The sequence below is a fragment of the Variovorax sp. GW821-FHT10D07 genome (assembly GCF_059415325.1).
The window spans coordinates 548,408-561,541 of record NZ_JBWKMZ010000003.1; the positions used below are offsets into that span (position 1 = coordinate 548,408).

The window sequence follows — 13,134 nt, forward strand, 5'->3', positions numbered from 1 at the left end:
CGGGCTTCAGAACTTGTCGAGCACCGCGCCCGAGCTCGCGCTCGAGGCGTTGAACGCGAACTTGGCCTGCACGCCGCGCGTGTAGCGCGGGGCCGGGGCCTTCCAGCCTTCGCGGCGCTTGGCGATCTCGGCCTCGGGCACGTTGAGCTCGAGCTTGAGCGCATGCGCATCGATGGTGATCGAGTCGCCCTCGTGGACGAAGGCGATGGTGCCGCCGGCCGCCGCTTCGGGCGCCACGTGGCCCACCACCATGCCCCAGGTGCCGCCCGAGAAGCGGCCGTCGGTGATCAGGCCCACGCTCTCGCCGAGGCCCGCGCCGATCAGCGCGCCCGTGGGCGCCAGCATCTCGGGCATGCCCGGGCCGCCCTTGGGGCCGAGGTAGCGCAGCACCATCACGTCGCCGGCCACGATCTTGCCGTCGAGGATGGCCTTGAGCGCCGACTGCTCGTCGTCGAACACGCGCGCCGGGCCGGTGATGACCGGGTTCTTGAGGCCGGTGATCTTGGCGACCGCGCCTTCGGGCGACAGGTTGCCCTTGAGGATGGCCAGGTGGCCTTCTTCGTACATCGGCTTGTCGATCGGGCGGATCACGTCCTGGTCGGCGCGCGGCACGTCGGGCACGTCCTTAAGCACTTCGGCGATGGTCTGGCCGCTGATGGTGACGCAGTCGCCATGCAGCAGGCCGGCGTTGAGCAGCACCTTCATGACCTGCGGAATGCCGCCGGCCTGGTGCAGGTCGACCGCGAGGTACTTGCCCGAGGGCTTCAGGTCGCAGATCACCGGCACCTTCTTGCGCATGCGCTCGAAATCGTCGATGGTCCATTCCACCTCGGCCGCGTGCGCGATCGCGAGGAAGTGCAGCACCGCGTTGGTCGAGCCGCCCGTGGCCATGATCACGGCCACCGCGTTCTCGATCGCCTTCTTGGTCACGATGTCGCGCGGCTTCAGGTCCTTCTTGATCGCCTCGATCAGCACCTTGGCCGATTCCTTGGCCGAGTTGGCCTTCTCGTCGTGCGGGTTCGCCATGGTCGACGAGTAGGGCAGCGAGATGCCGAGGGCCTCGAAGGCGCTCGACATGGTGTTGGCCGTGTACATGCCGCCGCAGGAGCCGGTGCCGGGGATGGCGCGCTTCTCGATCTCGTGCAGGTCCTCGTCGCTCATGTTGCCGGCGGCGTTCTGGCCCACGGCCTCGAACACGCTGACGATGTTGAGGTCCTGGCCCTTGTAGCGGCCCGGCAGGATGGTGCCGCCGTAGACGTAGATGGCGGGCACGTTGGCGCGCAGCATGCCCATCAGGCCGCCGGGCATGTTCTTGTCGCAGCCGCCGACCACCAGCACGCCGTCCATCCACTGGCCGCCGACGCAGGTCTCGATGCAGTCGGAGATGACCTCGCGGCTCACCAGCGAGTACTTCATGCCTTCGGTGCCCATGGCCATGCCGTCGGAGATGGTGGGGGTGCCGAACACCTGCGCGTTGCCGCCGGCTTCCTCGATGCCCGCGATGGCCGCGTCGGCCAGCTTCTGCAGGCCCGAGTTGCAGGGCGTGATGGTGCTGTGGCCGTTGGCGACGCCGACCATCGGCTTCTTGAAGTCGCCTTCCTCGTAGCCCATCGCGTAGAACATCGAGCGGTTGGGCGCGCGGCTCTTGCCTTCGACGATGTTGGCGCTGCGGCGATTGATCTGGATTGGCTTGGTGTCCATGGTGGGTGTCTCTTCGATCGTGGGGAGGGAAAACCGGGGAGCGCCAAGTATCGGACTTCTGATTGATTGCTTCCAATCCATTTTGAGAGGCCGATTGATATGCTTGGCATATGAATGAAAGCCTGATCGACCTGCGGGCCTGGCGCCAGTTCGTGGCCGTGGCCGAGGAACTGCATTTCGGCCGCGCCGCACAGCGCCTGCACATGACCCAGCCGCCGGTCACGCAGGCCATCGCCCAGCTCGAGAAGACCCTGGGCGTGGTGCTGTTCGACCGCACGCGGCGCCGGGTGGCGCTCACGCCGGCCGGCGAGGCGCTGCTGCCCGACGTGCGCGAGCTGCTGGCGCGCGCCCAGGCGCTGCCGGCGCGCGCCCGCGCGGCCGCGGCCGGGCAGGTGGGCCGGGTGCGCATCGCCTTCGTCTCGACCGTGGGCTTCGAGCAGCTGCCCGACTGGGTGCGCGAGTTCCGCGTGCTCTGTCCCGAGGTGGCGCTCGAGCTGGTCGAGGCCACGGGCGACGTGCAGCTCGAGGCCTTCGCGCGCGGCGAGATCGATGCCGGCCTGATGCTGCATTCGCCGGGCGCCGCGCCGCCGGGGCTGGCGCGGCTGGCGGTGTCGCAGGAGCCGCTGGTGCTGGCGCTGCCGCAGCGGCATGCGCTCGCGAGCGCCGAGAAGCTGCCGCTGGCCGAGGTGCTGGCCGAGCCGCTGGTGATCTTTCCGCGCCGCATCGTGCCTTCGCTGCACGACGCGGTCTTCGCGCTCTACCACGCGGCCGGGCGCGCGCCGCAGCTGGCACAGGAGGCGATCCAGATGCAGACCATCGTCAACCTGGTTTCGGGCGGCATCGGCGTGGCCTGGGTGCCCGAGAGCGTCACGCAGTTCCGCCGCGCGGGCGTGGTCTACCGCGGCGCCGACGAGTTCGCGCCCGTCGGCCGGCGCCGCGCGGTGCCGGTGCTGCCGCGCTGCGAAACCAGCCTGGTGTGGCCGGCCGAGGCCGCCAACCCGGCGCTCGAGCGCTTCATCGCGTTCGTGCAGGAGCGCCAGCCGGCGGCCGCGCGCGGCGCGAAATAGCGGCGGGAGCGGGCGGCGGTCCATCGAGGGCCGAGGCCAGCAGCGTCTCGAGCCAGCCCGCGAAGGCCTGCATGCGCCGCGACAGGTTGCGCCGGTGCGGATACACCAGGTGCACCGGCAGCGGCTCGGCGCGCGCGTCGGGCATCAGCTCGATCAGCTCGCCGGCCGCGAGCTGCGTGCGCACGTCGTACAGCGGGATCTGGATCAGCCCCAGGCCCGCGAGCGCGCAGGCGATGTAGGTCTCGGCGTTGTTGGCCGTCACCTGGCTGCGCATGCGCAGCGAGGCGGTCTCGCCGTCGCGCTGCCATTCCCAGGGCGCCGCGCGGCCGCTGGTCGGCGAGGCGTAGTTCACCGCCAGGTGCTGCGGCAGCTCGGCCGGCGTGCGCGGCGTGCCGTGCCGCGCCAGGTAGGCCGGGCTCGCGCAGTTGACCAGCGTGAAGTGCCCGAGCGGCCGCGCCACCAGGCTGCTGCTGGCCAGCGGCCCCACGCGCAGCGCGCAGTCCACGCCCTCGTGCACCAGGTCGACCGCGCGGTCGCTCGAGCCGAGTTCGAGCTCGAGCGCTGGATAGCGCGCGAAGAAGTCCGGCAGCGCGGGCGCGATCAGCAGCCGCGCGATGCGGCTGGGCACGTCGACCTTGAGCCGCCCGCCCACGCTGCCGTGCGTGGGCAGGAACTGCTGCTCGAGGTCGTCCATGTCGGCCACCAGCGCGCGGGCGCGCTCGAGCAGCACCTCGCCGTCGGGCGTGAGGCCCACGCGCCGCGTGGTGCGGTGGAGCAGCCGCGAGCCCAGCCGTGCCTCGAGCTGCTGCACCGCGGTCGAGATGGTGGCGCGCGGCAGGCCGAGGCGGTCGGCCGCGCGCGTGAAGCTGCCGGATTCGGCCACGCGCAGGAAGACCTGGAGGAGGTCGATGCGGTCCATGAGAAGGGTCCGGGTCTGGCGCGAGGGCGGCCGATTGTTCGTGGATTTCCAAACAGTCTAGCCTCGAATTGCCTATTTATCGGCCGTCTGGCGATCAATACACTGCGCCTCGTGTCACACATCAATGGCTTTCAACCCAGGAGATTTCCATGTCCGCACGCACATTGAAGAACAAGGTCGCCGTCATCGCCGGCGGCGGCAAGAACCTCGGCGCGCTCGTCGCCAAACAGCTGGTCGACGGGGGCGTGCGCGGCGTCGCCATCCACTACAACAGCGACAGCTCGCGCGCCGATGCCGAGAAGACCGCCGCCGCCCTCAAGGCCAAGGGCGCCGACACCCTGCTGGTGCAGGGCGACCTCGCGGTGGTCGAGAACAACGTCAAGCTGTTCGACCAGGCCGTCAAGCAGTTCGGCCAGGTCGACATCGCGATCAACACCGCGGGCGTGGTCATCAAGAAGCCGATCCTCGACGTCACCGAAGCCGACTACGACAAGAGCTTCGACGCCAATGCCAAGGCCGCCTTCTTCTTCATCCAGCAGGCCGGCCGCACGCTGGCCGAGGGCGGCAGCATCGTCACGATCGTGAGCTCGCTGCTCGCGGCCTACACGCCGTTCTATGCGATCTACCCGGGCTCGAAGGCCGCGGTGGAGCACTACACGCGCGCCGCTTCCAAGGAGTTCGGCGACCGCGGCATCTCGGTCAACGCGATCGGCCCGGGCCCGATGGACACGCCGTTCTTCTACGGCCAGGAGAGCAAGGAGGCGGTGGACTACCACAGCAGCGCCGCCGCGCTCAGCAAGTTCTCGAAGAAGGGCCTGACCGACATCGAGGACATCGCGCCCATCGTGCGCTTCCTGGTCACCGAGGGCTGGTGGATCACCGGCCAGACCATCTTCGCCAACGGCGGCTACACCACGCGCTGACGCATCGCACCGGGCAAGCGATGCATACGCTCATCGTGATGGGCAGCGGCTTCGTGCTGCTGGCCCTTTTCCTGCTGGCCGGCCGCGTGCTGGGCGGCAGCGGCGACGCGGCCCTGAGCACGGCCGCGATGTGGTTCGTGCCGGCCTGGTTCATCGGCGCCGGCATCAACATGGCGGTGGGGGTGATCGAGGCCGGCTACAGCGTGGCCGAGGAGCTGCCGATCTTCCTGCTGGTGTTCGCCGTGCCGGCCGCGGTGGCCGGCCTGGTGTGGTGGAAATTCGGGCGCTGAGCGCCTGAGGGTGGTGGGGCGCCGGGCCGCGTGCCCGGATGCCCCCACGCCCCCGGCCGCGTCATGCGGCGCGGGCACAATCCGCGGATGCTCATGTATCCGCAGATCAATCCCATCGCCCTGCAGCTCGGGCCGATCGCCATCCACTGGTACGGCCTGACCTACCTGGCGGCCTTCGCGCTGTTCTATTTCCTCGGCACGCGCCGGCTCGGGCACGAGCCCTATCGCAGCCTGGTGGGCGCCGGGGCCTGGCAGCGCAAGGACATCGAGGACATCCTGTTCCTCGGCGTGGTCGGCGTCATCGTCGGCGGACGGCTCGGCTACTGCCTGTTCTACCGGCCCGAGTTCTATCTGTTCAACCCGCTCGAGATCTTCAAGGTCTGGGAAGGCGGCATGAGCTTCCACGGCGGCATGCTCGGCGTGATCGCGGCCATGGTCTGGTTCGCGCGTTCGCGCGCGCGGCCGTTCTGGCAGGTGATGGACTTCGTCGCGCCCTGCGTGCCCACCGGCCTCGCGGCGGGGCGCGTGGGCAACTTCATCAACGGCGAACTCTGGGGCCGCTTCAGCAGCCCCGACCTGCCCTGGGGCATGGTGTTCCCGCAGAGCGGCTCGATGCTGCCGCGCCATCCCTCGCAGGTCTACCAGTTCCTGCTCGAGGGGCTGCTGCTGTTCGTGCTGCTGTGGCTCTACGCGCGCAAGCCGCGCAAGCAGGCCCAGGTGTCGGCCGCCTTCCTGGTCGGCTACGGCATCTTCCGTTTCATCGCCGAGTTCTTCCGCGAGCCCGACAAGATCTTTGCCCACCCGGGCAACGAGCTGGGCCTGCGCGCGCTCGACCTGAGCCAGGGCCAGTGGCTCTGCGTGCCGATGATCCTGGGCGGCATCGCGCTGTGGGTCTGGGCCTCGCGCCGCGAGCAGGCCGTGCCGGTCGCGAGCAAGGCCTGACGCCGCACCGGGAGGTGGGGAGGGCGGGGCACCGCCCCGTCCCGCACTCGCTGCTCCCCCTGCGTGCCGCACCGCCGGCCACGCAACCTATCGTTTGACCAGGGTAAGTCCGGAGCCCCGCGTTTCACGCGCGGCCCTTGCGCTGCTTCGCGTCCAGGCTCAGAATTACGCGTAATTATAGGAAATTACGCGATCGAACCCGCCATGCGCCTGGTCCACAACTCCCTGCACGACGAAGTCGCCACCACGCTGCGCGAGCAAATCTTCGACGGCACCCTGGCGCCCGGCAGCTTCGTCGACGAGGTCGCGCTGTGCGAGCGGCTGTCGATCTCGCGCACGCCGCTGCGCGAGGCGCTCAAGGTGCTCACGGCCGAAGGCCTGCTGCGCCACGAGCCGCGCCGCGGCTGCTTCGTGCGCGAGGTGACCGAGCGCGACCTCGACGAGATCTTCCCGGTCATCGCGCTGCTCGAGGGCCGCTGTGCCTTCGAGGCGGCGCGCAACGCCAGCGATGCCGAGCTGCACGAGCTCGACGCCCTGCACGAGCGGCTGGTGCGCCACGCCAAGGCCAAGCGCATCAACGACTACTACGCCACCAACCACCTGATCCACGAAGCCATCATCCAGCTGGCCGACAACAAGTGGCTGGCCCAGGTGATCGGCGACCTGCGCAAGATCCTCAAGCTCGCGCGCCAGCAGCAGCTGCATGCGCCGGGGCGGCTCGAGCAGAGCCTGTCGGAGCATCTCGCGGTGTTCGCGGCGCTCAAGGCGCGCGACAGCGAAGGCGCCGATGCCGCGATGCGCACCCACATGACGCGCCAGCGCGAGGCGCTGCGCGAGGTGATGCGCAACCAGCAGAAATCGCGGGTCATGCCATGAAGCGCGCCGCCACCTCTTCCTCGTCTTTTTCTTTCTGCATGGGAGTGCATCCACGATGAGTGCGACCGAATGGTTCCAGGCGCGATTGCGCACGGGCGACAAGAACGAACGCAAGGTGCCGGTGGCCTCCGACGCCCCCGCCAAGGGCGCCGCCAAGTCGGCCCCCAAGCCCAGCGCCCGCACCACCGCCGAGCGGCTCGAGGCCACCCTGCGCAAGGCCGACGAGGCGCTGTCGCCGCGCGCGCTGCGCCGCGTGCTGGCCGCCATGCAGTCGGTGATCGACCCGCGCGTGAGCGAGGTCGAAGGCGGCCGCCGCGCCCATGCCATCGCGGTCGAATACGCAGCCGCCACGCCCGAGGAGCGGCGCGATTTCTGGGCCCTGATGAGCGAGCATTTCGCCGCCGACGCGCAAAAGCTCAAGACTGCGCGCGACCAGCACCAGGCCGCCGTCGGCACGCCCGACGAGGGCCAGGCCGAGCTCAAGCTGCGCCGCGCGCTGGTGTCGCCGCGCATGCGCCTCTTGCAGCGCTTCGCGGTCGAGCCCGCGGGCATGCGCTTTTTGGTCGACCTGCGCGCCGAGCTGCTGCCCGGCCTCAAGGGCGACCGCCGCCTGCTCGCGCTCGACGCCGAGCTCGAGCAGCTGTTCTCGACCTGGTTCGACGTCGCCTTCCTCGAGCTGCGCCGCATCGACTGGAACTCGCCGGCCTCGCTGATCGAGAAGCTGATCCGCTACGAGGCGGTGCACGACATCAAGAGCTGGAACGACGTGAAGAACCGGCTCGACGACAGCGACCGCCGCTGCTACGGCTTCTTCCATCCGCGGCTGCCCAACGAGCCGCTGATCTTCGTCGAGGTGGCGCTGGTCGACCGCGTGAGCGACGGCATCACGCCGCTGCTCGACGAGGCCGCCGTGCCGGTGCCGCCGGCACGCGCCACCACCGCGATCTTCTATTCGATCAGCAATACGCAGAACGGCCTGCGCGGCGTGAGCTTCGGCGACTCGCTGATCAAGCGCGTGGTCGAGACCCTGCAGGACGAGCTGCCGCGGCTCAAGACCTTCGCCACGCTGTCGCCGATCCCGGGCTTTCGCACCTGGCTCGCGAAGAACGCGCCCGACATGGTCGCGCGCCTCGACGAGAAGCGCGCCGCCGAGATCGGCCGGCTCGTGGGCTCGCTGCCGCCCACGGCCGACCGGCTGCTGGCCGCCGTCGATGCCGCCGCGAGCCTGGACGCCAAGTCGCCGCTGCGCCAGTGGCTGCTGCAGTGCGCGGCCGAGTACCTGGGCCGCTCGCTGGTCGACGGCACGCCGGCCGACCCGGTCGCGCGCTTCCACCTGGGCAACGGCGCGCGCGTCGAGCGCCTCAACTGGGCCGGCGATCCGTCGCCCAAGGGACAGAAGCAGTCCTATGGCCTCATGGTGAACTACCTTTACGATCTCAAGCGTCTCGACCGGCACCGCGACTGGCTCGCCGAGGGCAAGGTGGCCGTGTCGGGGGACGTCGACAGTCTGTTTTTCAAGAAGGCCTGACCGGGCCCAAAGCCCGGCGCACACAGCGCCGGCCGTCGCTCGCGCGGCGATCCACAACGACAGGAGATGAGACAGATGAACCAGAGTTTTCAGCGGCGCGACGTGTTGCGCCTGGCGGCTGCGGGCGCGGCGGTTCTGTGCGGCGGCGCCGCGATCGCGCAGAGCAACTGGCCGACCAAGCCGGTCAACATGATCGTGCCGTTCCCGGCCGGCGGCGGCACCGACGCCTTCGCGCGTCCGCTGTCGGGTCAGTTCGCCAAGCTCACGAGCCAGACCCTGGTGATCGACAACCGCGGCGGCGCGGGCGGCACGCTGGGCGCGAGCATCGCCTCCAAGGCGCCGGCCGACGGCTACACGCTGTTCATGGGCGCAGTGCACCACGCGATCGCGCCCTCGATCTATCCCAAGCTCGACTACGACATCGAGAAGGACTTCGTGCCGCTGATGCTGCTGGCCAACGTGCCGCAGGTGGTGGTGGTCAATCCCAAGCGCGTGCCCGCCGCGACCATCCAGGAATTCATCGCGCTGGTGAAGCGCAGCCCCGGCAAGTTCAACTACGGCTCGGCCGGCGCGGGCACCTCGCACCACCTGGCGGGCGAGCTGTTCAAGATCCAGACCGGCACCTTCATCACCCACATCCCGTACCGCGGCGCGGGCCCGGCGCTGGCCGACCTGATCTCGGGCAACGTCGACCTGATGTTCGACGGCCTCGGCTCCTCGGCGCAGCACATCAAGAGCGGCCGCATCAAGGCGCTGATGGTCGCGGGCGCCAAGCGCAACCCGGCCTTCCCCGACGTGCCCTGCGCGGCCGAGGTGGGCCTGCCCGACTACACCGTGACCACCTGGTACGGCCTCTGGACGCCCAAGGGCACGCCCGCCGACGTGCAGGCCAAGGTGGTCGAGGACATGAAGAAATCGCTCGCGAGCGACGAGCTCAAGGCCATCTGGGCGCAGAACGGCTCCGAGATCCCGAACCTGACCATGGCCGCGTACGGCGGCTTCGTCAATTCGGAGATCAAGCGCTGGGCCGCCGTGGTCAAGGCCTCGGGCGCCAAGCTCGAATGAGCGCGGGCAGCGTCGGCCTGCGCCGCGAGGGCGCGCTCGCGTTCCTCACGCTGTCGAACCCGGCACGCCTGAACGCGATGACGCGCGCGATGTGGCGCGAGCTGCGCGCGCTGGTGGCCGGCCTCGGCGCCGACCCGGCACTGCGCTGCGTGATCGTGCGCGGGGAGGGCGGCGCCTTCTGCGCGGGCGGCGACATCTCCGAGTACCCGTCGTTCCGCTTCGAGGCTGCGAGCCTGCGCGAATTCCACGAGAACGAGGTCTGGGCCGCGCTGCAGGCGCTGCTCGACTGCCCGCTGCCGCTGGTCGCGCAGATCGAGGGCGCCTGCATGGGCGCGGGCATCGAGATCGCGAGCTGCTGCGACATCCGCCTCGCGGGTACCTCGTCGAAATTCGGCGCGCCGATCGCGAAGCTCGGTTTTCCGATGGCGCCGCGCGAGGCCGCGCTGGTGCATGGCGCCATCGGCGACACGCTGGCGCGCGACATGCTGCTGGCCGCGGGCGTGCACGACGCCACGCGGCTCTACCACGCGGGTTTCCTGCTCTCGGTGCTGCCCGATGCCGAGGTGGCCGCCGCGGCCGAGGCGCATGCAGAGCGCATCGCGCGGCTCGCGCCGCAGACCGCGCGCATGCACAAGCGCACCTTCGCCGTGCTGCACCATGCCGTGACCGGCGCCAACATCGCGCCGCCCGAGGTGGAGCCGGTCGACGCGCTGGTCGCCACCGCCTACGACTACGCCGACTCGGCCGAGCACCGCGAAGGCATCGCCGCCTTCCTCGCCAAGCGCGCGCCCGATTTCTGACCCGCCTTTCGTTTCCCGCCTCCTGTGAAGTCCGACCGATGAAGAAGACCGCCAACGCCAACCTGTTCGCCGCCCTGCGCGCGGCCTTTCCCGCCGACCTCGATGCCATCGCGGTCGAGACCGACAACGGCCTCGCGTACTCGTGGCGCGACCTCGACCGCGCGAGCGCGATGATCGCCAACCTGCTCGACGCGCTGAAGCTCGAGAAGGGCGCGCGCATCGCGGTGCAGGTCGAGAAGTCGGTCGAGGCGATGCTGCTGTACCTCGCCACCCTGCGCGCGGGCTATGTGTTCCTGCCGCTCAACACCGCCTACCAGAGCGCCGAGATCGAGTACTTCATCGGCAACGCCGAGCCCGCCGTGGTGGTCTGCACCAGTCGCAACGCGGCCTGGGTGGCGCCGCTGGCCACGGCCGCCGGCACCCGCCACGTGTTCACGCTCGACGACGACCGCAGCGGCACCCTGCTCGAGGTCGCGGCCAGCTGCAGCGACGTGCACAAGCCGGCCACGAAGTCGGCCGACGACCTGGCCGCGATCCTCTACACCAGCGGCACCACCGGCCGCAGCAAGGGCGCGATGCTCACGCACGGCAACCTGCTGTCGAATGCCGAGGTACTCAAGGACTACTGGGGCTGGACCGAGGGCGACGTGCTGATCCATGCGCTGCCGATCTTCCACGTGCACGGCCTGTTCGTGGCGCTGCACGGCGCGCTGCTCAACGGCAGCAAGATCCTCTGGTTCTCCAAGTTCGATCCCAAGCGCATCGCCGCGAAGCTGCCCGAGGCCACCGTGTTCATGGGCGTGCCCACGCTCTACGTGCGCCTGCTGGCCGAGCCCGGCCTCACGCGCGAGGCGGTGCGCAACATGCGGCTGTTCGTCGCGGGTTCCGCGCCGCTCTTGATCGAGACCTTCGACGAGTGGCGCGAGCGCACCGGCCACACCATCCTCGAGCGCTACGGCATGAGCGAGACCATCATGCTGACCTCGAACCCCTACCGCCCCGAGCAGGGCGAGCGCCGCGGCGGTACCGTCGGCTTCGCGCTGCCGGGCGTGCAACTGCGCGTGCGCGACGACCAGGGCCGCGACTGCACCACCGACGAGATCGGCGGCATCGAGGTCAGCGGCCCCAACGTGTTCGCGGGCTACTGGCGCATGCCCGAGAAGACCAAGGAGGAGTTCACGGCCGACGGCTTCTTCAAGACCGGCGACGTGGGCAAGATCGACGGCCGCGGCTACATCACCATCGTCGGGCGCAGCAAGGACCTGATCATCAGCGGCGGCTACAACGTCTATCCGGCCGAGATCGAGGGCTACATCAACGAGATGGCCGGCGTGGCCGAGAGCGCGGTGGTCGGCGTGCCGCACCCCGATTTCGGCGAGGTCGGCGTGGCGATCGTCATCGCCAAGCCCGGCGCCACGCTCGATGGCGATGCGATCGTGGCCGAACTCAAGGCCAGGCTCGCGAACTTCAAGATCCCGAAGCGCTGCTTCATCGTGCCGGAGCTGCCGCGCAACACCATGGGCAAGGTGCAGAAGGCGCTGTTGCGCGGCGAGCACAAGGACTTGTTCGCCTAGTTTTTTCAGGCCTCGGGCGCGTCCTTCGCGCGCCTGAACACGATGTCCTCCACCATCGGCTCGAAGGGCACCGCGATGCGGTCGATGCGGCCCGCGCGGTCGTAGAGAAAGCTCAGCGCGAGGTTGTCGGGGTGGAACACCGTCGGCCGGTCCGGCGTGACGAACATGTCGTAGTGCCAGTGCGTGAGCGCGCCGGCGGCGCCGCGCCAGTGCCAGGCGAGGTGGTCGCCCTCGTGCGCGATCTCGATGCAGCCGTAGGCCGGATGCTCGTAGCGGCCCGCATATTCCTCGAGCGCATGGCTGGGCTGCGTGCCGGTGCGGCGCCGGTCCGTGCGCGCCTTCTCGTCGACCCGCTGCTGCACCAGGTCCGCGCGGCGCCTCGTGAGCAGCCGCTGGAACCAGTCGACCGGCTCGCGGCCCGCGATGCGATCGAGCGCCGCGAAGGTCAGGATCGAGGTCACGGCGCCCGGCGCGCGGTTGGTCAGCACCGCCACGCCCGCGCGGCGCGAGAGCACCACGGTCATCAGCGTGGCCCAGCCGAACCACGAGCCCGAATGCGCGAGCGTGCGGTCGCCGCGGTAGTTCTCGCAGAACAGGCCCAGGCCGTAATGCGAATCGCCGATCTCCGCATGTTCGGAGCGCGACATCCAGGCGCGCGGCATGCCCATCTCGCGCACCGTCTTGGCCGACAGCAGCGGTGTGTCGCCCACGCGGCCTTCGTCGAGCAGGCAGCGCATCCACTTCGCGAGATCGGCGGCGCTGGCATTGAGCCCGCCGCCTGCGGCCGTCGGCACCGGCCACAGCTGCGCCGGCACGGGATCGCCCTCGACCATGGTGTGCGGGCGGGCCGCATCGGCGGCCGCCACCAGCGCGTCGATGCCGAAGCCGTAGTGCGTGAAGCCCAGCGGTTTGAGCAGCCGCTCGGTCACGAAGTCCTGCCATCCCTGTCCGCTGAGGCGCTCGATCACGATGCCCGCGACCATGTAGCCGAGGTTCGAGTACTGGAAGGCCTCGCGCAGTTCGCGGCTCGGCACCAGGTGGCGCAGCAGCGGCAGCATCTGCGCGCTCGTCAGGTCGGCCGGCATGTGCAGCCAGTCGTGGCGCGGCAGGCCGCTGAGGTGGCTCAAAAGGTCGCGCACGGTGAGCTGCGCGGTCGCCACCGCATCGTGCAGCCGGAACTCCGGAATGACTTCGCGCACCGGCCGGCTCCAGGCGAGCCGGCCCTCGTCGACCAGCAGGCCGAGCCCGGCCGCGGTGAAGGACTTGGTGATCGAGCACAGCAGGAACTGCGTGTCGGCGGTCACGGGCTCGTTGCCGCGCAGGTCGCGCACGCCATAGCCCTTCAGCAGCGAGACCTCGCCATCTTCGATCACCGCGAGCGCGAGCCCCGGGATCTTCCATTCCTTCATCGAGCTTTCGACGAGGCTTTCGAATTCGCGCCACATGATC

The 13,134-nt window shown here is 69.8% G+C and carries 12 protein-coding genes; 9 read left to right on the top strand and 3 right to left on the bottom strand.

The features are described from left to right. Nucleotides 1-6 precede the first annotated feature (6 nt). On the bottom strand, nucleotides 7-1,701 hold the full coding sequence (ilvD, locus tag AC07PU_RS12930) for a dihydroxy-acid dehydratase (protein ID WP_495317919.1): 1,695 nt from the start codon (nucleotides 1,699-1,701) through the stop codon (nucleotides 7-9). Between the two features lie 110 nt (nucleotides 1,702-1,811). Here ilvD and AC07PU_RS12935 point away from each other — a divergent pair, with 110 nt between their 5' ends. After that, nucleotides 1,812-2,768: a LysR family transcriptional regulator gene (locus AC07PU_RS12935; protein ID WP_296776756.1), complete on the top strand. Its 957-nt coding sequence runs from the start codon at nucleotides 1,812-1,814 to the stop codon at nucleotides 2,766-2,768. Here the strand turns inward: AC07PU_RS12935 and AC07PU_RS12940 are convergent. After that, nucleotides 2,716-3,687 carry a LysR family transcriptional regulator gene (locus AC07PU_RS12940; protein WP_495317921.1) on the bottom strand — a complete coding sequence of 324 codons (972 nt, stop codon included), beginning with the start codon at nucleotides 3,685-3,687 and terminating at the stop codon, nucleotides 2,716-2,718. The genes AC07PU_RS12935 and AC07PU_RS12940 overlap by 53 nt on opposite strands. A gap of 149 nt (nucleotides 3,688-3,836) precedes the next feature. On the opposite strand from AC07PU_RS12940, the gene AC07PU_RS12945 reads away from it, so the two are divergent. From AC07PU_RS12945 to AC07PU_RS12980, 8 genes are all read left to right on the top strand, one after another. Continuing rightward, nucleotides 3,837-4,610: an SDR family oxidoreductase gene (locus AC07PU_RS12945; protein WP_495317923.1), complete on the top strand. Its 774-nt coding sequence runs from the start codon at nucleotides 3,837-3,839 to the stop codon at nucleotides 4,608-4,610. 20 nt (nucleotides 4,611-4,630) lie between these two features. Then, nucleotides 4,631-4,900: a hypothetical protein gene (locus AC07PU_RS12950; RefSeq protein WP_208513143.1), complete on the top strand. Its 270-nt coding sequence runs from the start codon at nucleotides 4,631-4,633 to the stop codon at nucleotides 4,898-4,900. 87 nt (nucleotides 4,901-4,987) lie between these two features. Further along, the gene (gene lgt, locus AC07PU_RS12955; RefSeq protein ID WP_208513142.1) at nucleotides 4,988-5,842 is read left to right on the top strand and encodes a prolipoprotein diacylglyceryl transferase; all 855 of its coding nucleotides are present in this window, start codon (nucleotides 4,988-4,990) and stop codon (nucleotides 5,840-5,842) included. Between the two features lie 204 nt (nucleotides 5,843-6,046). After that, complete coding sequence (locus tag AC07PU_RS12960) at nucleotides 6,047-6,718, top strand: GntR family transcriptional regulator (RefSeq protein WP_093342380.1); 672 nt, start codon at nucleotides 6,047-6,049, stop codon at nucleotides 6,716-6,718. 55 nt (nucleotides 6,719-6,773) lie between these two features. Next, nucleotides 6,774-8,246, top strand: coding sequence for a malonyl-CoA decarboxylase (locus tag AC07PU_RS12965; protein ID WP_495317926.1), 1,473 nt, complete (start codon nucleotides 6,774-6,776; stop codon nucleotides 8,244-8,246). A gap of 75 nt (nucleotides 8,247-8,321) precedes the next feature. Continuing rightward, nucleotides 8,322-9,311: a Bug family tripartite tricarboxylate transporter substrate binding protein gene (locus tag AC07PU_RS12970; RefSeq protein ID WP_495317927.1), complete on the top strand. Its 990-nt coding sequence runs from the start codon at nucleotides 8,322-8,324 to the stop codon at nucleotides 9,309-9,311. Continuing rightward, a complete protein-coding gene (locus tag AC07PU_RS12975) occupies nucleotides 9,308-10,111 on the top strand; it encodes an enoyl-CoA hydratase/isomerase family protein (RefSeq protein WP_495317928.1) in 804 nt (267 codons plus the stop codon). The genes AC07PU_RS12970 and AC07PU_RS12975 overlap by 4 nt, the downstream gene beginning before the upstream one ends. 38 nt (nucleotides 10,112-10,149) lie before the next feature. Next, entirely contained in the window at nucleotides 10,150-11,685 is a 1,536-nt protein-coding gene (locus AC07PU_RS12980; RefSeq protein WP_495317930.1) for a malonate--CoA ligase, read from the top strand. 5 nt (nucleotides 11,686-11,690) lie between these two features. On the opposite strand, the gene AC07PU_RS12985 is transcribed toward AC07PU_RS12980, so the two are convergent. Then, the gene (locus AC07PU_RS12985) at nucleotides 11,691-13,130 is read right to left on the bottom strand and encodes a serine hydrolase (protein ID WP_495317931.1); all 1,440 of its coding nucleotides are present in this window, start codon (nucleotides 13,128-13,130) and stop codon (nucleotides 11,691-11,693) included. Nucleotides 13,131-13,134 lie beyond the last annotated feature (4 nt).

Excerpts from the sequence above, each read along its gene's own strand:
- AC07PU_RS12980 (WP_495317930.1), top strand. The coding sequence starts at position 10,150 with ATGAAGAAGACCGCCAACGCCAACCTGTTCGCCGCCCTGCGCGCGGCC.
- AC07PU_RS12950 (WP_208513143.1), top strand. The coding sequence starts at position 4,631 with ATGCATACGCTCATCGTGATGGGCAGCGGCTTCGTGCTGCTGGCCCTT.
- ilvD (WP_495317919.1), bottom strand. The coding sequence starts at position 1,701 with ATGGACACCAAGCCAATCCAGATCAATCGCCGCAGCGCCAACATCGTC.
- AC07PU_RS12985 (WP_495317931.1), bottom strand. The coding sequence starts at position 13,130 with ATGTGGCGCGAATTCGAAAGCCTCGTCGAAAGCTCGATGAAGGAATGG.
- AC07PU_RS12975 (WP_495317928.1), top strand. The coding sequence starts at position 9,308 with ATGAGCGCGGGCAGCGTCGGCCTGCGCCGCGAGGGCGCGCTCGCGTTC.
- AC07PU_RS12945 (WP_495317923.1), top strand. The coding sequence starts at position 3,837 with ATGTCCGCACGCACATTGAAGAACAAGGTCGCCGTCATCGCCGGCGGC.
- AC07PU_RS12970 (WP_495317927.1), top strand. The coding sequence starts at position 8,322 with ATGAACCAGAGTTTTCAGCGGCGCGACGTGTTGCGCCTGGCGGCTGCG.
- AC07PU_RS12965 (WP_495317926.1), top strand. The coding sequence starts at position 6,774 with ATGAGTGCGACCGAATGGTTCCAGGCGCGATTGCGCACGGGCGACAAG.
- lgt (WP_208513142.1), top strand. The coding sequence starts at position 4,988 with ATGCTCATGTATCCGCAGATCAATCCCATCGCCCTGCAGCTCGGGCCG.
- AC07PU_RS12940 (WP_495317921.1), bottom strand. The coding sequence starts at position 3,687 with ATGGACCGCATCGACCTCCTCCAGGTCTTCCTGCGCGTGGCCGAATCC.
- AC07PU_RS12960 (WP_093342380.1), top strand. The coding sequence starts at position 6,047 with ATGCGCCTGGTCCACAACTCCCTGCACGACGAAGTCGCCACCACGCTG.
- AC07PU_RS12935 (WP_296776756.1), top strand. The coding sequence starts at position 1,812 with ATGAATGAAAGCCTGATCGACCTGCGGGCCTGGCGCCAGTTCGTGGCC.